Annotated in this window: 25 protein-coding genes; 8 read left to right on the top strand and 17 right to left on the bottom strand. The window is 64.9% G+C overall.

Annotated elements, in window-relative coordinates:
* Positions 1-329: 329 nt before the first annotated feature.
* The 4 genes from motA to KBA48_RS23600 form a co-directional block, all read right to left on the bottom strand.
* On the bottom strand, positions 330-1,190 hold the full coding sequence (gene motA, locus KBA48_RS23585) for a flagellar motor stator protein MotA (protein ID WP_292910997.1): 861 nt from the start codon (positions 1,188-1,190) through the stop codon (positions 330-332).
* Positions 1,191-1,566: 376 nt separating this feature from the next.
* The gene (locus tag KBA48_RS23590; protein WP_292910999.1) at positions 1,567-3,498 is read right to left on the bottom strand and encodes an adenylate/guanylate cyclase domain-containing protein; all 1,932 of its coding nucleotides are present in this window, start codon (positions 3,496-3,498) and stop codon (positions 1,567-1,569) included.
* A 52-nt stretch (positions 3,499-3,550) separates the two neighbouring features.
* On the bottom strand, positions 3,551-5,011 hold the full coding sequence (locus KBA48_RS23595; protein ID WP_292911001.1) for a M48 family metalloprotease: 1,461 nt from the start codon (positions 5,009-5,011) through the stop codon (positions 3,551-3,553).
* 100 nt (positions 5,012-5,111) lie between these two features.
* Positions 5,112-5,561 carry a cyclic nucleotide-binding domain-containing protein gene (locus KBA48_RS23600; protein WP_292911003.1) on the bottom strand — a complete coding sequence of 150 codons (450 nt, stop codon included), beginning with the start codon at positions 5,559-5,561 and terminating at the stop codon, positions 5,112-5,114.
* Between the two features lie 97 nt (positions 5,562-5,658).
* Here KBA48_RS23600 and KBA48_RS23605 point away from each other — a divergent pair, with 97 nt between their 5' ends.
* Positions 5,659-6,078, top strand: a complete 420-nt coding sequence (locus KBA48_RS23605) for a hypothetical protein (protein ID WP_292911005.1) — start codon at positions 5,659-5,661, stop codon at positions 6,076-6,078.
* Positions 6,079-6,109: 31 nt separating this feature from the next.
* Here the strand turns inward: KBA48_RS23605 and KBA48_RS23610 are convergent, their stop codons facing one another.
* The 5 genes from KBA48_RS23610 to KBA48_RS23630 all read right to left on the bottom strand — a co-directional run bounded on the left by KBA48_RS23610 (position 6,110) and on the right by KBA48_RS23630 (position 10,867).
* Complete coding sequence (locus tag KBA48_RS23610; RefSeq protein WP_292911007.1) at positions 6,110-6,853, bottom strand: amino acid ABC transporter ATP-binding protein; 744 nt, start codon at positions 6,851-6,853, stop codon at positions 6,110-6,112.
* A gap of 61 nt (positions 6,854-6,914) precedes the next feature.
* Positions 6,915-8,009: an amino acid ABC transporter permease gene (locus KBA48_RS23615; protein ID WP_292911009.1), complete on the bottom strand. Its 1,095-nt coding sequence runs from the start codon at positions 8,007-8,009 to the stop codon at positions 6,915-6,917.
* Between the two features lies 1 nt (position 8,010).
* Positions 8,011-9,216, bottom strand: a complete 1,206-nt coding sequence (locus tag KBA48_RS23620) for an ABC transporter permease subunit (RefSeq protein ID WP_292911011.1) — start codon at positions 9,214-9,216, stop codon at positions 8,011-8,013.
* 25 nt (positions 9,217-9,241) lie between these two features.
* Entirely contained in the window at positions 9,242-10,267 is a 1,026-nt protein-coding gene (locus tag KBA48_RS23625) for an amino acid ABC transporter substrate-binding protein (RefSeq protein ID WP_292911013.1), read from the bottom strand.
* 153 nt (positions 10,268-10,420) lie between these two features.
* On the bottom strand, positions 10,421-10,867 hold the full coding sequence (locus KBA48_RS23630; RefSeq protein ID WP_292911015.1) for a MarR family winged helix-turn-helix transcriptional regulator: 447 nt from the start codon (positions 10,865-10,867) through the stop codon (positions 10,421-10,423).
* Positions 10,868-10,966: 99 nt separating this feature from the next.
* On the opposite strand from KBA48_RS23630, the gene KBA48_RS23635 reads away from it, so the two are divergent.
* Both KBA48_RS23635 and KBA48_RS23640 read left to right on the top strand, forming a co-directional pair.
* A complete protein-coding gene (locus tag KBA48_RS23635; protein ID WP_292911017.1) occupies positions 10,967-12,109 on the top strand; it encodes a homogentisate 1,2-dioxygenase in 1,143 nt (380 codons plus the stop codon).
* Positions 12,110-12,152: 43 nt separating this feature from the next.
* Positions 12,153-13,166: a fumarylacetoacetate hydrolase family protein gene (locus KBA48_RS23640; protein ID WP_292911019.1), complete on the top strand. Its 1,014-nt coding sequence runs from the start codon at positions 12,153-12,155 to the stop codon at positions 13,164-13,166.
* Between the two features lie 140 nt (positions 13,167-13,306).
* Here KBA48_RS23640 and KBA48_RS23645 read toward each other — a convergent pair whose 3' ends face one another.
* Positions 13,307-14,065 (bottom strand): SDR family oxidoreductase, encoded by a 759-nt coding sequence (locus KBA48_RS23645; RefSeq protein WP_292911021.1) that lies wholly within the window; start codon positions 14,063-14,065, stop codon positions 13,307-13,309.
* Between the two features lie 46 nt (positions 14,066-14,111).
* Here KBA48_RS23645 and maiA point away from each other — a divergent pair, with 46 nt between their 5' ends.
* Positions 14,112-14,744, top strand: a complete 633-nt coding sequence (maiA, locus tag KBA48_RS23650) for a maleylacetoacetate isomerase (RefSeq protein WP_292911023.1) — start codon at positions 14,112-14,114, stop codon at positions 14,742-14,744.
* A gap of 270 nt (positions 14,745-15,014) precedes the next feature.
* Here maiA and KBA48_RS23655 read toward each other — a convergent pair whose 3' ends face one another.
* Complete coding sequence (locus tag KBA48_RS23655; RefSeq protein ID WP_292911024.1) at positions 15,015-16,037, bottom strand: NADP-dependent oxidoreductase; 1,023 nt, start codon at positions 16,035-16,037, stop codon at positions 15,015-15,017.
* Positions 16,038-16,256: 219 nt separating this feature from the next.
* Here KBA48_RS23655 and KBA48_RS23660 point away from each other — a divergent pair, with 219 nt between their 5' ends.
* Positions 16,257-17,354 (top strand): GGDEF domain-containing protein, encoded by a 1,098-nt coding sequence (locus KBA48_RS23660; protein ID WP_292911026.1) that lies wholly within the window; start codon positions 16,257-16,259, stop codon positions 17,352-17,354.
* A 199-nt stretch (positions 17,355-17,553) separates the two neighbouring features.
* Complete coding sequence (gene rraA / locus KBA48_RS23665; RefSeq protein ID WP_292911028.1) at positions 17,554-18,030, top strand: ribonuclease E activity regulator RraA; 477 nt, start codon at positions 17,554-17,556, stop codon at positions 18,028-18,030.
* Here rraA and KBA48_RS23670 read toward each other — a convergent pair whose 3' ends face one another.
* The gene (locus KBA48_RS23670) at positions 18,031-18,933 is read right to left on the bottom strand and encodes a LysR substrate-binding domain-containing protein (RefSeq protein WP_292911030.1); all 903 of its coding nucleotides are present in this window, start codon (positions 18,931-18,933) and stop codon (positions 18,031-18,033) included. It abuts the gene before it with no gap.
* A 109-nt stretch (positions 18,934-19,042) separates the two neighbouring features.
* On the opposite strand from KBA48_RS23670, the gene KBA48_RS23675 reads away from it, so the two are divergent.
* Both KBA48_RS23675 and KBA48_RS23680 read left to right on the top strand, forming a co-directional pair.
* Entirely contained in the window at positions 19,043-20,029 is a 987-nt protein-coding gene (locus KBA48_RS23675) for a zinc-dependent alcohol dehydrogenase family protein (protein WP_292911032.1), read from the top strand.
* A gap of 187 nt (positions 20,030-20,216) precedes the next feature.
* Positions 20,217-20,708 carry a hypothetical protein gene (locus KBA48_RS23680; RefSeq protein WP_292911034.1) on the top strand — a complete coding sequence of 164 codons (492 nt, stop codon included), beginning with the start codon at positions 20,217-20,219 and terminating at the stop codon, positions 20,706-20,708.
* A gap of 55 nt (positions 20,709-20,763) precedes the next feature.
* On the opposite strand, the gene KBA48_RS23685 is transcribed toward KBA48_RS23680, so the two are convergent.
* The 5 genes from KBA48_RS23685 to KBA48_RS23705 form a co-directional block, all read right to left on the bottom strand.
* Complete coding sequence (locus KBA48_RS23685) at positions 20,764-21,765, bottom strand: ABC transporter ATP-binding protein (protein WP_292911036.1); 1,002 nt, start codon at positions 21,763-21,765, stop codon at positions 20,764-20,766.
* A gap of 18 nt (positions 21,766-21,783) precedes the next feature.
* Entirely contained in the window at positions 21,784-22,794 is a 1,011-nt protein-coding gene (locus KBA48_RS23690) for an ABC transporter ATP-binding protein (RefSeq protein WP_292911038.1), read from the bottom strand.
* A gap of 13 nt (positions 22,795-22,807) precedes the next feature.
* Positions 22,808-23,722, bottom strand: coding sequence for an ABC transporter permease subunit (locus KBA48_RS23695; protein WP_102112103.1), 915 nt, complete (start codon positions 23,720-23,722; stop codon positions 22,808-22,810).
* Positions 23,723-23,746: 24 nt separating this feature from the next.
* On the bottom strand, positions 23,747-24,247 hold the full coding sequence (locus KBA48_RS23700; protein WP_292911041.1) for a DUF2442 domain-containing protein: 501 nt from the start codon (positions 24,245-24,247) through the stop codon (positions 23,747-23,749).
* Positions 24,248-24,268: 21 nt separating this feature from the next.
* A partial coding sequence (locus tag KBA48_RS23705) for a M2 family metallopeptidase (RefSeq protein WP_292911043.1) occupies positions 24,269-24,886 on the bottom strand: 618 nt, incomplete at its 5' end.

Consider the following 24,886-nt stretch of genomic DNA (forward strand, 5'->3'; position numbering starts at 1 on the left):
GCGGAACCCATCTGGGCCAGCGGTCATCCGCCGCTCAAACAGGCCGGACACATGAACGCATTCGACCCAGACAAATTCTTTCGCCTAGCCCTTGTTCAGCAGGGGCCGTCCACACATGGTATGATACCAGCGGCACGAAATCACGACCGATGGTATGACAAAGGCGCACGTGGATCAGCCACGGCGCCTTTTTTGGGGGGGGGCTTTACGTCCGCCTGAAGCACCAGCGCCGCACGCGCTGGCTTGCATTTATGCCGTCAGGGCGGCCATGACGGCCGCCGCCGCGCCACCGGCCATAATTCATGACCAGCGATCCGACCCGGCCGAGGTCAGTTGATCTGGGACAGGATTTCTTCAAGCTCGTTGAAGTCGGGCATATATTCGGTCGGCACCTTTTTGCGCGCCGCCTCAATCGACACCTGTGGGGCATATCCGCCCAGATGCGCCACGATGGCCGTCTTGATCACCCCGAAGAACATCGAGTCTTCTTCCGCGATGCCCTTCAGCCGGCCCGCGATCGGCGCCGCCAGACAATAGGCCAGGAAGATGCCCATGAAGGTACCGACCAGCGCGCCACCGATCAGCTTGCCCAGCACTTCCGGCGGTTCCGTGATCGACGCCATGGTCTTGATCACGCCCAGCACCGCCGCGACGATACCCAGTGCCGGCAACGCGTCCGCAAGGCCCTGGATGGCGTGGGAGGAATGCTGGTCCTCATGCTTCATCTTGTCGATTTCCTGCTCCATCAGGCTTTCCATCTCGATGGGGTTATCGACGCCGATGGAGAACATGCGCAGGTAGTCGGCAATGAACTTCACCGTGACATTGCTTTTCATCACGGCGGGATAGGCGTTGAAGATATTGCTTTCCAGCGGCTTTTCGATGTGCTGCTCGATGGCCAGCACACCCTTGCTCTTCATGGTCTTCAAGATCTGATAGAGCAGGGAAAGCAGCTCGATATATTCCTTTCTATGGAAGGGAGAACCCGCGAATATCTTCTTGATATCCTTGCCGGATGCCTTGACCGTGTGGGCGGAGTTGGTGATCAGGAAGGATGAAATCCCCGACCCGCCGATGATCATGACTTCCTTCGGCAGGGCTTCGAGGATGATGCCCATCTTGCCGCCGAAGATGACGTAGCCGCCGAACACGCAAAAGAACACGCCGACCAGGCCGATGATGGCGAACATGCGCTACCCCGGATTGTTGGGTCACACTTTGGACCGATGGGCCAAGGTAAACCAACGGCTTGGCAAAACCAACCCGGCATAGGGATGGGGTAACCCCTATCGCTGGCGCCGGCGGCATCACGGGGCGTGGGTGCCGCCCCGTCACCGGGCACGACACAGCTTACGATTGACCGGGGGTAGTGGAAACGGAGATGCATGGCGTCCGCCTGTTGCGGGGCGCCGCGAGGGTGCGGCCTGGCGCCGTCGCGAGCCCGATCGATCGCGACCTTGTCCCCCGGCTGCGGGCCGTCCTGGGCGGGTACGCGTCATACCAGGCGGCCAGATGCCGCGCCGGGATTGAGGGCTGCATGGATATGAAGATCAATGCAGCGCGGTATCAGGCCTGATCCGGCACTACCAGCCGCCAGACATCGACCAGCGCCACCCGGCCGCGCAGGGAGAAGGCGCCAATCTCCGTCAGCGGCATGTCCACGGTGCAGGCTCCGGCGGCGCGCACCGTATCGTCGCTGACCAGCACGACATAGCATTCGTCGCCCATCATCTCTCCGCCCAGCGCCTCCAACCGGGCGGCCGTGTTCACCGTGTCGCCCACGATGGTGTAGTTGATGCGGGTGGCGGCGCCGATATTGCCCACGATGACGGGGCCGGAATGCACGCCGACGCGCAGGCAGACGGGCGGGCGGCCGACGGCGCGTGCCTCCGCCGCTTCCTCTGCCACCACAGAAGCGATGGCGTGGGCGGCGCGCAGGGCGCGGGCCGCATGGTCGGGCTGATCGTCGGGCGCGCCCCAGAAGGCCATGACGGCATCGCCGATGAACTTGTCCACGGTCCCGCCCTCGGCCTCGATACAGGCAGCGATGCGGGTGAAATGACGGTTCAGCCAGTCGGCCGTGTCCTGCGGCGACATCTTCTCCGCCATGGCAGAGAAACCCTTGATGTCGGTGAACAGGACCGTCACCTCCCGCTCCTCCGACGGGATCTCCGACTGGGCGCCGTCGCGGCGGATCAGCCGCAGGACCAGCGATTTCGGCACATAGGTCTCGAACCAGCGCAGGCCGCTGACCATGGCGTTGAAGGCGGCGGCAGCATCGGCCACCTCGCGGAACCGGCTGTCAGGCAGGCGCGGCACATTCTGGAAATCCAGATCACGCAGCGCCACCGCGGCACCGGACAGAAGCCGGATACGATTGCTGATCATCTTGCCCAGCGCCATGGCGACCAGGACGGAGACGATCAGGATGCAGAACCCGACCACCAGCAGATGCTGGAACCGGGCGATCTCGCGGTCCACCTCCTCCTCCCGCATCACGGCAACCAGTGTGAACGGGTGCTCGCCATAATCGGAGATGGAGCGCAGCAGGTAGAAATAGGAGACGCCATCAACAACGGCTTGCCGGAAATGCACATCGCTGCGCCGTTCATGCACGCGCGTATCGACCTTCTTGCCCTCGTTCCACTTGGCCAGCTTGGTGCCAACCCCGTCTGGTCCCACCACGCTCCAGATGGCGGCCGCGACAGGGTCGCCCACTTCCTCCAGCGTGGGCAGCGGCGGCCGTCCCACGGCCTTGGAGAAGTCGAACTTCCGTTCCGCCAGCGCCGGATGGGCCAGCACAAACTGGTCATCAAACAGGATGAAGGCGGTGATGTCGTTTTCCATGCCCTTGTCGGTATCACGCAGGAAGCGCGACAGGCCGTTGAAGCCCACGACGGAGGCCACGGCACCCAGGAACTCTCCATCCCGGCGCAGGGGCCCCTGCACGGGCATCACCGTGGTTTCGATCTCCTCTGCCCAGATCGGGTCCAGCCAGTGCGGGGATCCGGTCTTCAGCACGTCGGCCAGGATCTCTGCGGCATCCGCCGGCTTGTCCATGGAAAAGGCTGATTCGGTATTGCCCATGCGGGTGGCGCCCAGCAGACGGCCATCGCCCGCCCGCAGGATCCCGATGCCCGCAACCTGCGGCGTGGCGGCCAGGGCGCCGCGCGTCAGCGTTTCGATCCGATCGACATCATCGATCGACACCTGCCCCATGGCCAGCAGGTTGGTCAGATAATCCACCTGATTGCGGGCGGGGTCCAACTGCGCACGCACCCGCGCCTCGACCATGTTCATGGCCAGTTCGGCCTTGTCCGCCAGCAGATTGTAGGTATTGCGGCCCGATGTCTGCACGCCCAGCCAGAAGACGCTGGCCACGGCCACCAGCATCAAACCGCCGAATCCGAGCGTCAGAACAAGCATGATGGGCAGGCGCCACCGGCCTTTGCTGGCCGTGGTTTCTTCGCATGCGGGCAGGGTCAGCAGCGTCTTCATGGGCCGGGACCGTACAGGAGAGCGGGGGTGGCCGGCAATAACCGGCCCCTCCCTACCCTTCGATAATGGTCTTTACCCAGACGCCGGGGCGCGGCTCCGTGCCCGGCGGAATGTTGTTCAGCACGCGGAACCGCTCTTCCGCGTAATCCTTCAGAGGCATCCCGGCGACGAAATCGGCCACCTTCTGCCCCGGTTTCACCTGCACCACTTTGAGACGATAGGGCTTCAGCCCCGCCTTCTCCGTGGCCGTCAGGCGGCGGAACCCCTGCGTCGATGACAGGAACGCCCCGTCCAGACGGCTGGCCTGTTCCAGCGGGGCCGTCAACAGGAAGCGGTAATAGCGGCCGGCATTGCCCGCGATGGCGATCAGCCGGGCATGGACGGGACCATTCTGACCCGACAGCCGCGTCACGGCCGTGGCCGCGGGCAGCCCGTCGATGCTCAGCGTGCGCAGGTCGCCCAGCGGCGCGCCCTTGGCCCAGACATTGGTGATATAGTCGCCGGCGCTGTAGGCACCCTGGGCCTGCGCTTCGCTGAACACGATCTGCGACCCGTCCGGCCCCACGCCGATCACGGCCTGATCGCTGTTCAACAGCCGGAACCCCTGGGGAACCTCGAACCGGATGCCCAGGCCGGTATGGGCAAAGACGCGGCCCCGGACAAAGCCGTGATCCGGACTGTCGCCATAGATCATGCCGTCAATGGCCTGCATATATTCATCCTGCCGGACCAGATAGGTCGCCCCCGGCGTCAGGGATGCGGCCGCCGTCGCCCGTTCGGCCCGGTCACCCGTGGGCGGATGGGTCTGCAGGTAGCTGAACTGATCCGCCTTGCCCGGTTGCCCGGCCAGCAGCGCCTCTAGCTGTGCGTGACGCCCCATGGAGGACAGGAAGCCCGCCATCTCACGCGGGTCATAACCGGCCGCCGTCATGTACCGGATGCCCAGATTGTCCGCCTGCAGCTCCTGCCCGCGCGAGAAGCTGGCCAGGGCCGCCTGGGCGCCCTGCTGGGCCAATTGCCCGGCCCCCTGGCCCAGGAAGATGCCGGCCAGGACCGCCCCGCCCTGGGCCAGCACACCCCGGCCATAACGGTCGGCCGAATGGCGGGCCGTGACATGGCCGATCTCATGTCCCACGACGCCGGCCAGTTCCGCCTCGCTGTTGGCCAGCGCCATCAGGCCCCGGCTGACATAGACATAGCCGCCGGGCAGGGCGAAGGCGTTCACGATGGGACTGTCCAGCACCGTGAAGGTATAGCGGGTGCCAGGGATTTCCGTCTTGGCGGCCAGTTGCTGGCCCAACCGGTCGACATAGGCCTGCAATTTTGCATCCCCATACCGGCCGCCAAACTCCTTCAGCATTTCCGGATGCTGTTGCGCACCGATGGCCGCTTCCTTCTCCGGCGGCATCAGGCCCGTCATCTGCCGGTCGCCCGTCACCGGGTTCGTCGAACAGGCTGCCAGAAACAGGGGCAGCACCAGGGGCAGCAGCATCTTGTGGGCGAGGCGGGCCATGGGTTCCCTTCCCTTTCATCAATATCCAACTCCCTTATGCCAAAGCCGGCCCCGCTGGCGAAAGTCGTCCGGTCGGGTTAGGCAGCTTGGACCAGGAGGGTCAGGCGCGGGCGCGGCTCAGTTCCAGCGTCATGAATTCCAGGCGCCGGGCCACATCGCGCAGCATGGGCAGGGCAATGCGCGGAAACTCCTCCATCAACCGGAAAAACGCGTCCCGGCCGATACGCAGGGTATCGACCTCGCCCACGGCGAAGGCCGTGGCCATGCGGGGCCGGTCGCACAGAATCGACACTTCCCCGATAATGCCGGCACCGGCAAAGGTGCCCAGATTGATGGGACCGGACGGCGTCTCAATCACCATGTCGATCCGGCCCGCCAGGATGACATAGGCCGCGTCCGACGGCTCATCCTGACGGAACAGCTTGTCACCATCCTTGAAACGGGCGGTTTCGCTGGTAAAGGCCAGCAGCTTGAGCTGGGCCGTCTCCACATCCTTGAACAGGGGCAGGCGCCGCAGCGCCTCGACCTGCGCGGTCAGGCTGGTAAGCATTCTACCCTCCCTGCGGCGCCGATTTTGTCTTGCTGGCACCTTATTGTCATAGTGGTGCAGCAACCGACCCCTTCTGTCCAGCCCCCCGGCGATCGCCATGCCCCTCCCCCGCCATCCGCATTCCATCCTGTTGCGCGCACAGCCGATGCGGCTGGAACAGGAAACGGCGCGGCTGCACGCCGCCGCGGCGCTGGCGGCGGACGGGGAGCGGGTAATGCTGGCCTGGGGCGGGCTTGCGCCCGCGTCACCGGTGCCGGGCGGTGTGACCTTGTGGCTGCTGCCACCGGCATGGGAGCGGGCGGACGCGGCGGGCCTGATCCTGGATGCGGAAGGTCGGCCCGTGGATCACGCCTGGAAAAAGCGGCGGGCGGCGGCGCTGCTGGCCCTGTTCGCGGGCATGGCACCACGGCTGGTCATTCTGGACCGCGCCGCGCCCGGCTTCCGTTTCGAACTGGAACCACTGACAGAGATCGCCCGGCGCCGTGAACCGGCACCGGACATACGCGAATTCATTTAACCGGCGCCATTGGCAATGGCGCCTGGATCGATCAGTGGCTCAAGACCTGCCCCAGGAAGGCGCGGGTGCGGTCATTCTGGGGATTGTCGAAGAACTGGTCCGGCGGGGCGATTTCCACCACCTCGCCCTTGTCCATGAACACCACCCGGTCGGCCATGCGGCGGGCAAAGCCCATTTCATGCGTCACGACCAGCATGGTCATGCCCGAGGCGGCCAGATCGCTCATCACGTCCAGCACCTCCTTGACCATCTCGGGGTCAAGGGCGCTGGTCGGCTCGTCGAACAGCATGATGGACGGGTCCATGCACAGGGCCCGGGCAATGGCCACGCGCTGCTGCTGACCACCCGACAGTTGGCCGGGATATTTCAGCGCCTGATCGGGGATGCGCACGCGTTCCAGCAACTGGCGGGCCTTGGCCTCGGCCTCCGCGCGCGGCATCTTCTTCACCCACATGGGCGCCAGGACGCAGTTTTCCAGCACGGTCAGGTGCGGGAACAGGTTGAACTGCTGGAACACCATGCCCACGTCGCGGCGAATGCTTTCCACATGGCGCACATCATCGTCCAGCGGCACTCCCTTTACGATGATGTCGCCGGCCTGATGCTCCTCCAGCCGGTTGATGCAGCGGATGGTGGTGGATTTGCCGGACCCGGACGGCCCGCAGATCACGATCCGCTCGCCCTTGGCGACTGACAGGTTGACGTCGCGCAACACATGGAACGCGCCGTACCATTTATTGACGCCGCGCAGTTCGATGATGGCTTCGGTGGTCATTCAGAAAACTCCGTGTCGAAGCGACGGGCGGTCGTTTTGGATGGCATGTTTAACATCGTGACTACCGCCGCCTCCCCTGCCCAAGGACGGTCTCCAGATGCCGGCTGTAGCGGGACAGCGCATAGCAGAACAGGAAATAGATGATGCCCACGAACAGATAGGCTTCCTTGTAGAAACCGCGCCAGGCCGGATCGGTCAGGGCAGCCTTGGCGGTGGACAGCAGGTCCAGCAGGCCGATGACAATGACCAGGCTGGTATCCTTGAAGCTGGCAATGAAGGAATTGACCAGCGGCGGGATCACCAGCGCCAATGCCTGCGGCAGGATGATCAGGCGCTGGCGTTGCCAATAGCCCAGGCCCAGGGCCTTGGCCGCTTCCACCTGTCCCTTGGGGATGGCCTGCAGGCCGGCGCGCACCACCTCCGCCACATAGGCGGCGGAGAACAGGCAGATGCCGATCAGCGCGCGCAGCACCTTGTCGATGGACACACCGGCCGGCAGGAACAGCGGCAGCATGACCGACGCCATGAACAGGATGGAGATCAGCGGGACGCCGCGCACCAGTTCGATATAGACGACCGACAGGCCGCGCATCACCGGCAGGTCCGAGGTGCGGCCCAGCGCCAGCAGCACGCCCAGCGGGAAGCTGGCCACCAGCCCGACGATGGACAAGGCCAGCGTCAGCGGCAGACCGCCCCATAGCTCCGTCGGCACATAATCAAGGCCCAGGATACCGCCGAACATCATCAGGGCAGAAAAGCCGAGGCCGACAGTCCAGATATAGATCAGCGGCCGGCCCCAGAACCGGCGGTCCGCCGACAGGACCAGGGTCCCGATCATGGTCAGGATGGCCAGGGTGGGGCGCCAATGCTGGTCATCCGGGAAGGTCCCGAACAGGATGAAGCGCCATTTCTCCGCCAGGAAGGCCCAGCACGCCCCGCCTGCCGCACGGCAGGCGGCCGCGTCACCGGTCCAGTTGGCCTTGATCAAGGCCCAGTCGATGATGCCCGGAATGGCGCGGGCCAGCAGATAGGCGATCAGCAGCGTCAGCAGGCTGTTGTACCAGGTGGAGAACAGGTTGGCGCGCGCCCAGGCCACGGGACCCTGAGTAGGGCGGATGGGGGCGACGCGTTCTTGGGTGGTCTCGCTCACGCTCATCTCACCGCTCCACCAGCGCCACGCGGCTGTTGTACCAGTTCATCAGGAAGGACAGGCTGAGGCTGATGACCAGATAGGCGGCCATGATGGACAGCACGCCCTCCACCGCCTGCCCCGTCTGGTTGATGGTGGTATTGGCGATGGACACAAAATCGGGATAGCCGATGGTCACAGCCAGGGAACTGTTCTTGGTCAGGTTCAGATATTGGTTGGTGGTGGGCGGGATGATCACGCGCAGCGCCTGCGGCAGCACCACCAGCCGCAGCAACTGCCCCCTGGTCAGGCCCAGGGCCGTGGCGGCTTCCGTCTGTCCCCTGGGCACGGCCAGGATACCCGACCGCACGATTTCTCCGATGAAGGCGGCGGTATAGATGACCAGACCGAACAGCAGGGCGGCGAATTCCGGCGACAGCGTCATGCCGCCCCGGAAATTGAAGCCCTGCAGCACCGGCACGTCGATGGCCCCCCCACCGCCGGCCAGCAGCGCCAGCAGCGGCAGCCCGACGATCAGGCCCAACCCGAAGGGCAGCATGGACAGGCGCTTGCCCGTCGCGGCCTGCCGCTTGGCATTCCAGCCGGCGATGACCAGGGTCAGGATCACGCCCAGGCCGAACAGGGCGGCCACCCAGGCCCAGATCGGATCATCGGCGGGCGCCGGCAGCTTCAGCCCGCGATTGGACAGGAACACGCCGGGCAACGGCTCGAACGCCTGCCGGGGGCCGGGCAGCCCTTCCGTCAGAAGGCCGTACCAGAGGAAAAGCTGCAGCAGCAGGGGAATGTTGCGCACCGTTTCCACATAGAAGGCAGCGATGCGCGCCACCAGCCAGTTGGAGGAGAGCCGCGCGATGCCCAGCACGACACCCAGGATCGTCGCCAGCAGGATGCCGACACCCGACACTTTCAGCGTGTTCAGGATGCCAACCAGGAATGCCTCGGAATAAAGGTCCTGCGGCCCGAATTCGATCAGTGTTTCGCCGATCTGGAAACCGGCCTGCCTGTCCAGAAAGCCGAAACCCGACGCGATCGATAACCGCGCCAGATTGTCCATGGTGTTGCCCACCAGATACCAGGCGACAAGCGCCACGGCCAACCCCACGCCCAACTGCGCCAGGATGGCACGGACGGTGGGGTTGTTGATGGACAGGTGGAAGGCCGCAGGCCCCGGCGGGGCGGCGGCCACTTTGGCGGTGGCTTGACGATCCGTCATCGGCGTCCGGTTCCGGTCCGTCAGATCAACGAACCGGCGGGGCGTACATCAGCCCGCCATTGGTCCACAGCGCGTTCAGGCCGCGGTCCAGCTTCAGCGGCGTCTTCTTGCCGATATTACGCTCGAAAATCTCGCCATAATTGCCCACGGCCTTGATGGCGCGATAGGCCCAGGCCTTGTCCACCCCCAGCCCGGTACCCAGGTCGCCCTGCGCGCCCAGCAAACGCTGCACCGACGGGTCGGCATCCTTCAGCTTGGCATCGACATTGGCCTGGGTGATGCCCTTCTCCTCCGCCTCGATCAGTGCATAGATGGTCCAGGTGACGATGTCGCGCCATTGATTGTCGCCATGGCGAATGACGGGGGCCAGCGGCTCCTTCGACATCACTTCCGGCAGGATGATGAAGTCATCGGGGTTCGACGCGACGGAAGCACGCACCCCGGCCAGGCCGGAAATATCGGTGGTCAGCACATCGCAGCGGCCCGCGAAGAAGGCGGCGTTCACCTCGTCCAGCGCCTCGATCACGACCGGCTTGAAGGTCAGGTTGTGGGCGCGGAACCAGTCGGCCAGATTAAGCTCGGTGGTGGTGCCGGGCTGCACGCAGACGGTGGCCCCGTCCAGTTGCTTGGCAGAGGTCACACCCAGGCTCTTGGCCACCATCAGGCCCTGGCCGTCGTAATAGACGACGGGCGCAAAATCCAGGCCCTGGGCGTCGCGGGTCAGCGACCATGTGGTGTTGCGGGTCAGGATGTCGATCTCACCGGACTGCAGGGCCGTCAGGCGCTGCTGCGCCGACAGCGGCGTATAGCGGATCTTGTTCACGTCATTCAGGACAACGGCGGCAATGGCCTTGCAGATATCGACATCAAGGCCCGTCCACTTGCCCTGGCTGTCCGGGTTGGAAAAGCCGGGCAGGCCGGTATTCACGCCGCAGGTGAGCTGCCCCTTGCTCTTGACCGCGTCCAATGTCGGGCCAGCCAGGGCCGGAGCGGCGGTGAAGGCAAGATACGCGGCGGCCAGGGCGACCGCACCCCGAAGGCGAATGCTCATCGTCTTTAGTTCCCCTGTTTTGCGGGGTCCGGATGTCCGTCAGCCGGCCCCTTTCATGTCAATCAGTTAAGCATCCAATGCCGCGATGAAACAACCCCGTAACGGGGACAATCGCGACAATTCTCGTCCCTGCCGCAAGGATAGGCAGGTTGATTACAAAACATCGCGGGCCAGTTGTTCCAACTGCCCTTCCAGCTTGGCCGACAAGGCCTTGAACTGGGCCAGCTCCGCCTCGTCCAGGCAGTTCAGCCAGCGCTGCTGCCATTCAAGCGCCAGCGGCGCGATTCTGTCATAGAGCGCCTTGCCCTTCACCGTGAAGGACAGGCGCAGCAGACGCTGATCCGACGGGTGCGTATCCCGCGCGATCAGCCCCGCTTCCACCAGCGAGGTCACGGCCCGGCTGACCTTGGCCTTGTCCATGGCCGATCGTTCCACGATGTCGTTCGACGACAGGGGCTGCTCCCGCCCCAGAATCGCCATCACGCGCCATTCGGGAATGGAAATGCCGAACTGCGCCTCATACCGGCGCGCCAGCTCGCGGCTGACACGCTTGGCCAGGACGTTCAGGCGATAGGGCAGGAAATCGTCAAGGTCGAGCATGTCGCAAGGGTGGCCTGCCGAAAGCAGACTTGCAAGCCCCTCAATGATCCGGCATATTCGTTTCATATGAAACGATATCGGTTTCACCGGGAGAGCGCCATGCGTCGGTACATTTCCTTCCCCCGTGTCGAGGGCACATCCTCGCGCCAGGCCCATGCCGATCTGCCGCCCGGCACCTATGAGCGGGAACTGGGCCGCGAAGGTTTCTTCGGCCCCGCCACCCACATGTATCATCGCAACGCCCCCACCGGCTGGACAAGCTGGGAAGGCCCGCTGCGTCCGCGCGCCTTCGACCTGAACCAGTTGGTGGAGGGCATGTCGGTTGGACCCTGGGCAGCGAAGGAGGTGCTGTTCAATGCCCATTGCCGCATGCGCATGTGGCGCTGCGCGGTGCCCATGGACCATCTGGCCCGCAATGGCGACGGCGACGACCTGATCTTCGTGCATGAGGGCGAGGGCGAGCTTTATTGTGATTATGGTCACCTGACCATCGTCGCGGGTGACTATGTGGTCCTGCCGCGCGGCACCATGTGGCGCCTGTCGCCCACCAGGCCGGTGACGGCGTTGCTGATCGAGGCCACCGGATCGATCTATCAGTTGCCCGACCGGGGCATGGTCGGCCCGCACGCCGTGTTCGACCCCGCCATCCTGGACACGCCCAAGATCGATGCGGCCTTCCTGGATCAGCAATCTGACCAGGGGCCGGGCGGTTCCTGGCGCGTGCTGGTGAAGCGGCGCGGAGCCATCAGCACGGTGACCTATCCGTTCAACCCGCTGGATGCCGTGGGCTGGAAGGGCGATCTGGCGCCCGTGCGCCTGAATGTGAAGGATGTGCGGCCGCTGATGAGCCACCGCTACCACCTGCCGCCCAGCGCCCACACCACCTTTGTCGCCAACCGTTTTGTGGTCTGCACCTTTGCCCCCCGCCCGTTCGAAACGGACGAGGGCGCCATCAAGATCCCGTTCTTCCACAACAACGACGATTATGACGAGGTGCTGTTCTATCATGCCGGCGATTTCTTCAGCCGCGACAACATCAAGGCCGGCATGATGACCTTCCATCCGTCGGGCTTCACCCACGGGCCCCACCCCAAGGCGCTGGGCAAGATGCTGGTCCAGACCAAGCCCGCCACCGACGAATATGCCGTCATGGTCGATACGCGTGACGCGCTGGAGGTGGCGGACCTGCCCCAGGGCGTGGAAAACCCCGCCTATGCCGACAGTTGGCGCGTGAAGCCGTAACTATTCGTGACCGTAGAATTTACTCGCCCCGGAGCCTTCCCCCATGAAACTAGCTTCCCTGCAACAGGGCCGTGACGGCCGTCTGGTTGTCGTGTCCGATGACCTGTCGCGCTGTGTGCCGGTGCCCGACATTGCGCTGACCCTGCAACAGGCGCTGGACCATTGGGACAGCGTGGCCCCGGCCCTGGCCGCCATCGCGGACAAGCTGAACGCGGGCGAGATCCAAGGCCAGCCCTTCGACGAGACGGAATGCGCCAGCCCCCTGCCGCGTGCCTATCAATGGGCGGACGGGTCGGCCTATGTGAACCATGTGGAACTGGTGCGGAAGGCCCGCAATGCCGAGATGCCGCCCAGCTTCTGGACCGACCCGCTGATGTATCAGGGCGGGTCCGACAGTTTCCTGTCGCCCCATGACCCGATCCTGATGGCGGACGAGGCCTATGGCATCGACCTGGAGGGTGAGGTGGCCGTGGTCACCGGCGACGTGCCCATGGGTGTGACGCCGGAACAGGCCAGGGCCCATATCAGGCTGGTCATGCTGGTCAATGACGTGTCCCTGCGCGGCCTGATCCCCAACGAACTGGCCAAGGGTTTCGGCTTCTTCCAGTCCAAGCCCAGCAGCGCCTTCAGCCCCGTGGCCGTGACGCCTGACAGCCTGGGCGATGCCTGGGACGGCGGCAAGCTGCACCTGCCCCTGCTGTCGGCCATCAATGGCCAGCCGTTCGGCAAGCCCGATGCCGGCATCGACATGACCTTCGACTTCCCCACCCTGATCGCCCATGCGGCCAAGACACGGCCCCTGTCGGCCGGCACCATCATCGGGTCGGGCACCGTGTCCAACAAGGATGCCGATGGCGGACCGGGCCGTCCCGTCTCCGAAGGCGGCCTGGGCTATAGCTGCATCGCCGAGATTCGCACCATCGAGACCATCCGCGACGGCAAGCCCAGCACCCCCTTCCTGCGCTTCGGCGACCGTGTGCGGATCGAGATGAAGGACAAGGACGGGCGCAGCATCTTCGGCGCCATCGATCAGGAGGTGGTGAAGTACGAGGGGTAAGGCCCCTCCACCGTCATCCCCGCGCAAGCGGGGACCCAGCGAGAGCGGCGACAGCCGCGACATGACTCATATCGGCGCTGACCGCGCCTTATGCTGGGTTCCCGCTTACGCGGGAATGACAAGGGAGAGGGTTAATCACCTCAAAGCCCGCGCAAGCCCCCGCTGGCCCGGATCACCTCCCCCGTGATCCAGGCCGCGTCGGGGCCGGCCAGAAAGGCGACCACGGCCGCAATGTCCTCAGGCTCCCCGATGCGGCCAAGGGCGGTGCGGCTTGTGATCTCCCCCTCGCGTGACCGGTCGCCGGCCTTGAACCGGTCGGTGGCCGTCACGCCGGGGGCAACCGTGTTGATATTGATGCCCAGGGGCCCGAGTTCCTGCGCCAGCACGCCTGTCATGGCATGCACGGCCCCCTTGGACGCGGCATAGACGGAACGGAGGCCCACGGGCATGTCGGTGATGACGCTGCCGATATTGATGATGCGCCCGCCGGACCTCATGGCACGCGCCGCCTCCCGCGCCATCAACAGGGGCGTGGCGGCATTGACGGCCAGCACCTGGGCCAGTTCCTGGGCATTGATCCCGGTAATGGGCGCGAACCGGCCCGTGCCGGCATTATTGACCAGGATATCAGGCACGCCCAGCGTGGCCGAGACGGACGCAAACAGCGCCACCGCCCCGCCCGCATCCGACAGGTCGGCCAGATCCGCCTGGAAGGCCAGCGCCCGCACGCCGTGTTCCCGGATGCAACGTGCGGCCAGATCCTCCGCCGACTGCCGGTGCGACCCGTAATGGACCGCCACATCCGCCCCGTCACGGGCCAGCCGTTCGGCAATGGCCGCACCAATGCCACGGGAAGCACCGGTGACCAATGCTATCCTGCCTTCCAACGGACGGGCCATCGCCCCCTCCCCTTCGTCGCAACCTTTGGCCGGTGATACCACGAAGATGCAGCTCCACACCTATTTCCGATCCTCCGCCGCCTACCGCGTGCGCATCGCCCTGGCGCTGAAGGGCATCGCCTGGGACCCGGCCTATGTGCATCTGCTGAAGGATGGCGGGCAGCAGAAGGCCCCCACCTATCGCAGCATCAATCCCCAGGGGCTGGTGCCCACGCTGGTGGATGGCGATGCGGTGATCCCGCAATCGCTGGCCATCCTGGAATATCTGGAAGAGAGGCACCCGACGCCATCGCTGCTGCCGGCCAATGCGGCGGGGCGGGCGAAGGCGCGTTCCATGGCGCTGGCGATTGTCGCGGATCTGCATCCGCTGAATAACCTGCGGGTCCTGAATTACCTGCGCGGCCCCCTGGGCCAGGGGGATGAGGCCGTGAAGGCCTGGATCGCACATTGGACGGCGGAAGGCTTCGCGGCCCTGGAACAGATGGTCGAAGGGCCGGATTTCTGCATCGGCGGGGCGCCCAGTTTTGCCGATCTGTGCCTGGTGCCGCAGATGTTCAACGCCCGGCGATTCGGCGTGGACCTGACACCCTATCCCAAGCTGGTCGCCATTGACGCCCATTGCCAGACGCTGGAAGCGTTCCAGGCGGCGGCACCGGGTCGGCAGGGGGATGCGGAATAGGGGATGTCGCTCCCTCACCCTCCCACCCGCTGACGCAGGTGGGAATAGGGAACGTAGCACCCTCACCCTCCCACCCGCTGACGCAGGTGGGAATAGGGAATGTCGTTCCCTCACCCTCCCAAGCCTGCCGGCTTGGGCCCCTCCCTCTCCCACCTTCGTGGGCGAGGGGCGAAGATTGGCCGAGAGCCCATTCCGCCCCTCGCCCGCCTTGCGGGAGAGGGAGGGGCCCATTGACGCCAGTCAATGGGAGGGTGAGGGCAAACCGCCCCCTTACCGCGCCGGCTCTGCCGACACCTGCACGGCCAGCTTGCCGGTGTTCCCACCCGTGAACAGCTTGCTGAAGCTGGTCAGGGTGTTTTCCAGACCCTGATCCAGTTCGACCTTCCACTTGATCTGGCCGGCGGCCAGCCAGGGGCCCATTTCGGCATACATCTCCGCCATGCGGGGCGCGTAATCCATCACCAGGAACCCTTCCATCCGCGCCCGGCGGCTGACCAGGACGGACAGGTTGCGGGGACCGGGCGACGGTTCGGTGGAGTTGTACTGGCTGATGGCCCCGCAGAAGGGGATACGTCCCCGGAGATTGAGCAGGCTCAGCGCCACCTCGGTGATCTCCCCGCCGACACTCTCGAAATAGATGTCGATGCCGTCGGGCACGGCGTTCTTCAACGCCTTCTGCCAGCCCTTTTCCTTGTAATTGATGGCGGCGTCATAGCCCAGTTCCCCGGTCAGCCAGTCACATTTGTCCGGCGACCCGGCAATGCCGACGGCGCGGCAGCCCTTCAGCTTGGCGATCTGTCCCACCAGCGACCCCACGGCCCCGGCGGCGGCGGAAACGACCACCGTCTCCCCTTCCTTGGGCTTGCCGATATCCAGCAGCCCGAAATAGGCAGTGGCCCCCGTCATGCCCAGCGGCCCCATATAGGCCAGCAGCGGCAGACCCGGAATGTTGGGCACGCGGCCAAAGCTGGCCCCGTCGGCCACCGTATAATCAGCCCAGCTTCCCATGCCGGTGACGATGTCGCCCACCTTGAACTTGGCGTGGTTGGACTGGTCCACCACGCCCAGGACCAGACCGCGCATGGTGCTGTTCAGGGGGACCGCCGGCAGGTAGCTGTCATACTGCATCCACACCGCGTTGGTTGGGTCCAGCGACAGATAGATGGTGCGCACCCGGATCTGGCCTTCGCCCGCTTCCGGCAGCGGCGCCTCGCGCAGGGACAGCACCTCGCTGAAATTGCCGCACTTGGGACGGTTCAGCAGCAGCCAGTGGCGGTTGATCATGTCGGACATCGTTACCTCCCTTGAACCTGTCGGTTGATTGGCATCCAGCATCGTTCAAACACTTGTTCGACTCAAGGGCGTTTTCGTCCGATCGTTCGAAAACCGCGTACCGGCAACCCGGACCAGGACGGTCGGGCCATGATGGGTTGTCAACAAGAGGGGCTTGGCGCACCATCACCCGACCCAAATAACAGTGAGAAGCCCCGCAAAGAGGGGCCGGGTGGGAGGATGGGTTTTCTTTTACCGACCTTTGACGAGGTCACGGAGCGGCGGTTCGACGTCTGGCGGGCGTCCCGCCTGAACGATGCGTTGCTGGCGCCGGTCGCCATCGGCGCTCTCGCCATGTTCAGCTTCCTGTTATGGGACTGGCTGCTGGACCCCAGCCGGTTCCTGGCCTGCCTGCTGATCCGCGGCAGCGGCACCATCATCATGCTGTGGTGCGCCTGGAAGCTCCTGCGGACGCGGTCATCCCCCATCGAACTGCGCTGGATCGGCATGCTGGCCGTGTCGGCGGGCACGGTTTCCATCGCCCTGACGCAATTTCTGCTGAAGGACGGGTTCCTGTACGGACCGGCGGGGCTGGCCCTGTTCCCCACCGTGTCGGCCGTGGTGGTGACGCGGGCCCGACAGGTGCCGCTGCTGAACCTGCCGGGCTTTGCCGTGGTGCTGGCGCTGCTGCTGCTGAAGGGGGTGGAGGGATTCGCCCTGTTCAATGTCATCGCCTTTGTCGGCACGGGCGTGTTTGCGGCGGGCATCCTGGCGCTGGCCCTGGAACGCACGGCCCGCTACGGCTTTCAGCTTGAACTGAAGCTGGAGGAACAGGCCCATATCGACCCGCTGACCGGCATCGCCAACCGCCGCCGGCTGGAGGATCGGGCACGGGAGGAGGTGGAGCGTGCGCGGCGTTTCAATAGGCCCCTGTCGCTGATGATCATGGATCTGGACCATTTCAAGGGCATCAACGACCGCCACGGCCACCCGTTCGGGGACAAGGTGCTGCGCGCCTTGGCCGCGCTGGGCCGCGCCAACCTGCGTCAGACCGACCTGTTCGCCCGGGTGGGCGGAGAGGAATTTGTGGTGCTGATGCCCGAAACCACGGCGGAGGCGGCGGCACAACTGGCCGAACGGCTGCGCACCCTGCTGTCCGCCACACCGGTGACGGAGGGGGAGATATCCCTGACCGCCACCATCAGCATCGGCATCGCAACCCACGGAGCCGATGCCCCCACGGTGGAAGCGCTGATGACCCTGGCCGACAAGGCCCTGTACGCCGCCAAGGCGCAGGGCCGCGACCGTGTGGTGATCGGTCGCGGGGGGCTGGGTTAATGCCAGTTCCCGGTGCATAGAACTCATCGGGAACTGGTTCGGCGGCGACTGCCGCCGCGCGCCACGTGGCGCGTAGCCAAGCCCACGGATGTGGGCGTCGGCGATAGAGGTCCGGTGATCGGTTACGATCACCGGAAAATGGCATAAGCGCCCGACTGGCTGTAGGCTGCGGGTTCTGACCCAACCGGAGGATCGAACGATGGATTTCGCTACCGCCGATCTGGTCGATGCCCATGAAACCGTCATCGCCAGTTGTTCCACACAATTCCGCAATCTGGGCGGCAAGGCCCGTTTCGCCGGCCCCATCCGCACTGTCCGCTGCCACCGCGACAACGCCCTGCTGAAATCGATCCTGTCCACGCCCGGCGAGGGCGCCGTGCTGGTGGTCGATGGCGGCGGGTCGCTGGCATCGGCCCTGGTGGGGGACATCATCGCCGGGCTGGCCGTCACGAATGGCTGGGCCGGGATCATCGTCAATGGCGTGATCCGCGACAGCGTGGCCATTGCCGGATTGCCGCTGGGCGTGAAGGCCCTGGGCACCAACCCGCTGAAAAGTGCCAAAAAAGGCGCGGGGGAAGCCGACATCCCCGTCACTTTCGGCGACTGCACCTTCACGCCCGGCCAATGGGTCTATGCTGACGAGGATGGGATCGTGGTGCTGCCCGAACGGGCGTGATCACGCCGCCGTGGCAACGGGCGGCAGGCTGATGGCCTGGATCTCCCGCACCAGAAAGTCGATCAGGGGCTGGATCGGGCCATCCTTGGCCCGATCCTCCCCGAACACGGCCGTTTCCACCGGGTCCAGGGCCGGGAACCCGTCCGCCGGGCCCAGCACCCGCAGGCCCGGCACCAGGGCGCCCGCCCCCAGGCAGGTCACGCCCAGCCCGGCCAGGGCTGCCGCGCGCACCGCCATGAAGGACCCGCTGGCATAGGTCGTGTGCCAGGGCCGGCCCGCCCGTTCCAGCGCCGCCACGGCCCTTGTGCGATAGATACAGGGATCGGGCAGCAGGCAGAGCGGCAGCGCCACGTCGCACACCTCCGCCTGCCAGTCGCTGGCCGCCACCCAGACCACCGGTTCGCGCCACAGAAACCGGCCCTGCGGCCCCGTCTCGTTGCGTTTGGCGATCACCACGTCCAGCCGGCCATCGGCGATCTCCTGCACCATGTCGCTGCCCAGGCCGACCGTCACATCCAGACGCACACGCGGATGGGCGCGGCGGAACCGGGCCAGCAGCAGGGGCAGATGTTCGGGCGCGAAATATTCCGCCACCCCGAACCGCACCAAACCGGCGGCATCGGGCGCCATCAGCCGCGCCACCGTCTCATCATTCAGGGCCAGCATGCGGCGGGCATAGGACAACAGCAGTTCCCCTTCCGCCGTCAGGGTCATGGCCCGGCCGGTGCGGTCGAACAGGCTGCGGCCCAGGATGGTTTCCAGCCGCTTGATCTTCATGCTGATAGCCGATTGTGTGCGGTGCAGCCGTTCGGCCGCCGCCGTGAACCCGTCATGATCGACAATGGCCACGAAGGCCCGCAGCGCATCCAGGTCCAGATCGGTGGAACGGCCCAACATCATCATTATCCTTGATCATCTACATCACGATAATTCGTTTCCCTTATTCAAACGTCAAGCCCATCCTGCCGCCATGACACGGGCCGGCGGCCCAACCGATCAGATGGAGAGAAAAATGAAGGCGGTCCTGCTGAAGGATTTCGGGGGTGTGGAGCAACTGGAACTGGCCGACGTGCCCACGCCCGTGGCCGGCCCCGGTCAGGTGCTGGTGAAGATCCACGCGGCCAGCGTAAACCCCGTCGATACCAAGATTCGCAAGAATGGCCGCGCCATCGGCGCCGACCTGCCCTCCATCCTGGGCTGCGACATGGCCGGCACCGTGGCCGCCCTGGGGGAGGGCGTGACGGGCTTCAGTGTGGGTCAGGCGGTCTATGGCTGTGTCGGCGGGGTGAAGGGGCTTCAGGGGACTTATGCTGAATATGTGGCTGCCGACGCCCGGTTGCTGGCGCCCGCCCCGGTTGGCATGTCTCTGCACGACGCGGCCGCCCTGCCGCTGGTCACGCTGACCGCCTGGGAGGCGCTGGTGGACCGGGCGCGGGTGCGGCGGGGCGACAAGGTGCTGATCCATGGCGGGGCGGGCGGTGTCGGCCATGTCGCCATCCAGATCGCCAAGGCCCAGGGCGCCCATGTCACCACCAGCGTCTCGTCGGACGAAAAGGCCGATCTTGCCCGGTCCTTCGGCGCGGATGAGGTGGTGAATTACAAGACCGAATCGGTCGACGCCTATGTGGACCGCCTGACGGGCGGCAAGGGCTTCGATATCGTGCTGGACGCCACGGGCGGCAGCGACATCGCCACCAGCTTCGCCGCCGCCCGCCTGAATGGTCAGGTGGTGACCATCGTGGCCGGTTATACGGCCGACCTGTCGCCCATGCATGGCAAGGGGTTGAGCCTGCATGTCGTCTTCATGCTGCTGCCCATGCTGTATGACCATGGATATGCCATCGACCGGGCGCATCAGGGCAAGGTGCTGGCCGAGACGGCGGGCAAGCTGCGCCCCCTGGTCGATCCCACCCGCTTCACCCTGGCCGATGTCGCCGCCGCCCACACGCGGCTGGAGGATGGCAAGGCGCTGGGCAAGCTGGTGATCGACGTGGTGTGAGGCATCTTGTCCGATGCATTTCCTTCACGGACGCATTGAAACATTGCCCCTGATCCGCCATTTTTGTGCGTGAACATTGTTCCGCTGGCGAAGGCTTTTGCTTTCGTCCGCGTATAAGGATGCAGGGGCGGTGCGGCCGGCGGCACGGGATGATGCCGGCGATGCAAAGTGTCAAGGAGCGTCGGTCATGAAGTTCACATCGAAAACGACCATCCGGGGCTTGATCGCCGCCGGTGCGCTGCTGGGGCTTTCCGCCTGCGCCAACCCGCAGGCCGATCAGGCCGCCTATGCCCAGACGGCCTTTGTCGGCATGCCCAAGCAGTTCCTGCTGACCTGCGCCGGCGTGCCCACGCGCAGCGCGTCGGTCGACAATGTCGATTACTACACCTACACGTCCGAACGGCTGGTGACGACGCCGGGCATGGGTCCGCGCTTCGGCGTCGGCTTCGGCCATTACCGTCCCTGGTCGCCCTGGTACGGCTGGGGCGCGGGCTTCGATGATTATCCCGAAACGGAAACCCGCGACTGTCAGGCCACCTTCACCCTGAAGGACGGTGTGGTGCAGCGTATCGTCTATAACAGCGCCAGCGACGGTCAGGCGGCCCGCCTGGGCCAATGCTACCGCATCGTCGAGAACTGCCTGGCCATGGTGCCGCAGCAGCAGGGCCAGCCGAAGTAAGTTTTCGGCGCCGGCAAATGCCAAAGGGCGGGGATCAACCCCGCCCTTTTTATTTTTACACCAGCTTCTTGTCCGGCACGCCCCAATGGTGGCAGGCGACCTTGTGGCCGGGCACCTTCTCCTCCAGCACCGGCACATCGCTGGCGCAGATGTCGGTGGCCTTGGGACATCTGGTGCGGAAGACGCAGCCGGACGGCGGCTTCATCGGGCTGGGCAGGTCGCCGCCCAAAACGATGCGTTCCTTGTTCTTCTCCACATCCGGGTCGGGCACGGGCACGGCCGAGATCAGGGCCTGGGTATAGGGGTGCAGGGGGGCGGCATAGATGGCGTCGCGGGTCGCGATCTCCATCACCCGGCCCAGATACAGCACCATCACCCGGTGGCTGACATGGCGGACCACGGACAGGTCGTGGCTGATGAACAGCAGCGACAAGCCCATTTCCTGCTGCAGATCCATCAGCAGATTGACGATCTGCGCCTGGATCGACACATCCAGTGCCGAGACGGGCTCGTCACAGACCACCATCTTGGGCTTCAGGATCATGGCGCGGGCGATGCCGATGCGCTGACACTGCCCGCCGGAGAATTCGTGCGGGTAGCGGTTGATCATCTGCGGCAGCAGGCCGACCTTGGCCATCATGTCGCGGACCAGTTCCTTGCGCTCCGCCTTCGACAGTTTGGGGCGGTAGACGGTCAGCGGCTCGGCGATGATGTCGCCCACCGTCATGCGTGGGTTCAGCGACGCCAGCGGGTCCTGGAAGACGATCTGCATCTCCTCCCGCTTCTGCCGCACCACCTCCGCGCCGACACCCGTCAGTTCGGACCCCATGAACAGAACCTGGCCGTCCGTGGGTTTGATCAGTTGCAGGATGGCGCGGCCCAGCGTGGACTTGCCACAACCGCTTTCCCCCACAATGCCCAGCGTCTCCCCCTCGTTCAGGGTGAAGGAGACACCATCCACGGCCTTCAGCGGCGTGTATTGGCCGATCAGCAACCCGCCGGTGCGGATGGGGAAATGGACCTTAAGGTCCTGGACACGGAGCAGTTCCTTGGACATGGCATCAACTCCGGACAATCAGGCGACGGCCAGCGACGGGGCCGCCGGGTCGGTAACGGGGTTCTGAAGGCTGACCAGATGGCAGGCCTTGGCATGGCCGGGCCCGACCTCGCGCAGCAGCGGCAGTTCGCTGACACAGCGGTCATGCACGAAATCGCAGCGTTCCTGGAACGGGCAGGCCTTGGGCAGGCGCTGCAGGTTCGGCGGCTGGCCGGGAATGGCATAGAGCTTTTCCGACCGCACCTCCGTCAGGCGCGGCATGGAGGAGAGCAGGCCGGCCGCGTAAGGGTGTGCGGGTTCATAGAAGATGTCGCGGACGGTTCCGGTTTCCATGAACCGGCCGCCATACATGACCTGCACCTTGTCGCACAGGCCGGCGACGGTGCCCAGGTCGTGGGTGATCAGGACGATGGCGGCCTTGGTAACGCGTTTCAGATCGGACATCAGGTCCAGGATCTGGGCCTGCACCGTGACGTCCAGCGCCGTCGTCGGCTCATCCGCGATCAGCAGTTCCGGTTCGCACAGCAACGCCATGGCGATCATGATGCGCTGGCGCATGCCGCCCGACAATTCGTGCGGATACTGGGCCAGGCGACGGGACGCCTCCGGGATGCGCACCAGATTCAACATGTCCAGCGCGCGCTTGACGGCCTGGCTTTCCGACATGCCCTTGTGCTGCACCAGCACCTCGGTCATCTGCCGCCCGATGCGCAGATGCGGGGTCAGGCCGGTCATGCTGTCCTGAAAGATCATGGCGATCTTGTCGCCCCGGATCCTGTTCAGGTCCTTGACCGGCATGCCAACCAGTTCGGTGCCCCGGTATCTGGCCGACCCCAGGGTGCGGCCGTTGCGGGCCAGCAGGCCCATCACCGACATGAAAAGCTGGCTCTTGCCCGACCCGCTTTCCCCGACGATGCCAACGCATTCACCCTCGTTCACGTCGAAACTGACGCCATTGACGGCGCTGACCTCGCCATCGGGCGTGGCGAAACGGACCGAGAGGTCGCGGACTTCCAGAACTGCGGTCATCTTGTCCGTTCCCTTAGCGGTCCTTGGGGTCCAGCGCGTCGCGCAGACCATCACCGATGAAATTGAAGCAGAACAGCGTCACCGCCAGGAACACGGCCGGGAAGATCAGCATGTGCGGGGCATTTTCCATCTGCGCCGCCCCTTCGGAGATCAGCACGCCCCAGCTTGTCATCGGTTCCTGCACGCCCAGGCCCAGGAAGGACAGGAAGCTCTCCACCAGGATCACGACGGGCACCAGCAAGGTCACGAACACGATGACGGGGCCGATCACGTTGGGGATAATGTGGCGCAGGATGATGTTGGGCGTGGACACGCCGGCGGCGCGCGCCGCCTCGATATATTCCTTGCGCTTCACCGACAGGGTCTGGCCGCGCACGATACGCGCCATGGTCAGCCATTCGACACAGCCGATGGCCGCGAACACCAGGATGATGTGCCGGCCGAACACCACCACCAGGATGATGACGAAAAACATCAGCGGCATGGAATAGAGCACGTCGACGATGCGCATCATGATGCTGTCGATACGCCCGCCGAAATAACCGGCGATGGCGCCATAGACCACACCGATCATCAGCGCCACCAGCGTGGTCACGACACCCACGGCCAGCGACACCTTGGCGCCATAGAGCGTACGGATGAACAGGTCGCGGCCATTGGCATCGGTCCCGAACCAGTGGCTGCCCTCCAATTGCGGCCCGACACCGATATAGTCCCAATAGACCTCGTCATAGGCATGCGGGCTGAGGAAATCGGCAAAGATCGCCATGAAGGTGATGATACCCAGCACGATCATGCTGGCCACCGCCATCTTGTTGGCAAACAGGCGACGGCGGGCGTCCTGCCACAGGGAACGCCCCTGCACATCCTCGCCCGCCTTTTCGATCAGCGCCGCCCGCTTGGCGCCGCCGGTGATGTCTTGAACCATCGTCGTCTGCTCTTTCCTACGACACTATTCCGCGGCCTGGACCTGCGAGCGCTGCCAAAGCTGCGTGCAGGGGATTTCCATCAGGTCCGACCAATGCAGGTCGTACCCGTATTCCCCGATCGTCACCTGATCGAACCGGGCCGGGTTTTCCCGGATCGGCGCGAAGATATCGTACCGGTCGATGATGTCGGAGATATCGACGACCGACACCTGGCCGACATCCCACTCCAACCGCACCTTGCAACCCGGCAGGGTGGTGACGGATTTGATCCGTGGCGTACGCATCCCATCACCTCCTTGCGGGTTCAGGGCCTGGAACATGGTCAGGATAACATCCTGGTTGGTTCTGGCCCAATTCATCAATTCATCCGGCACCCCGGTCAGCGTCCCGCCCAGGGGCTGGAAACTGACGGCATGCACGATCACGTCATGGTCGGGGCCGATGATGTGGAAATGCGGCGGGGGATGGTCGCCCGGTCCATAGACCGACAGTTTCCATTTCCCTTCCCGCCGCAATGTGGGCATCACCGCCTCTCCCTTAAACCCTCACTCCCAGCCGCAGCTCTTGCCCTCGTTCTGCTTGTCCAGCCATTCCTTGAGCGGCGCGAAATAGGCCAGCATGGCCGACGCGTCCATCTGATCGGTCCCGGTGAAGGTCTTCAGCGCCTCCGGCCAGGGCTTGGAAGCACCCATCTCCAGCATGGCCTTGAACTTCGCCCCAACCTCGGCATTGCCGGCGATGGAGCAGCGGTGCAGCGGACCGGTAAAGCCGGCCTGATCACAGGCGGCCTTGTGGAACTGGAACTGCAGGATGCGGGCCAGGAAATAGCGCACATAGGGCACGCTGGTCGGCACGTGGTTCTTGGCGCCGGGATCGAAATCCGCAGCGGTCCGTTCCACGGGCGAGGACACACCCTGATACTTGGTGCGCAGGTCCCACCAGGCCTTGTTGTAATCTTCCGGCTTGATGTTGCCGTTGAAGACATTCCAGCGCCACTTGTCGATCAGCAGGCCGAAGGGCAGGAACGCCACCTTGTCCATGGCCTGTTGCAGCAGCAGCGGCACATCGCCCTCGGTGGAGGGTTCCTTGTCCAGCAGGCCCAGCTTCACCACATAGCCCGGCGTCACCGAGAGGGCGATGAAATCGCCGATGGCCTCGTGGAA

The organism is Niveispirillum sp., from assembly GCF_017996735.1.
Lineage (GTDB): Bacteria > Pseudomonadota > Alphaproteobacteria > Azospirillales > Azospirillaceae > Niveispirillum.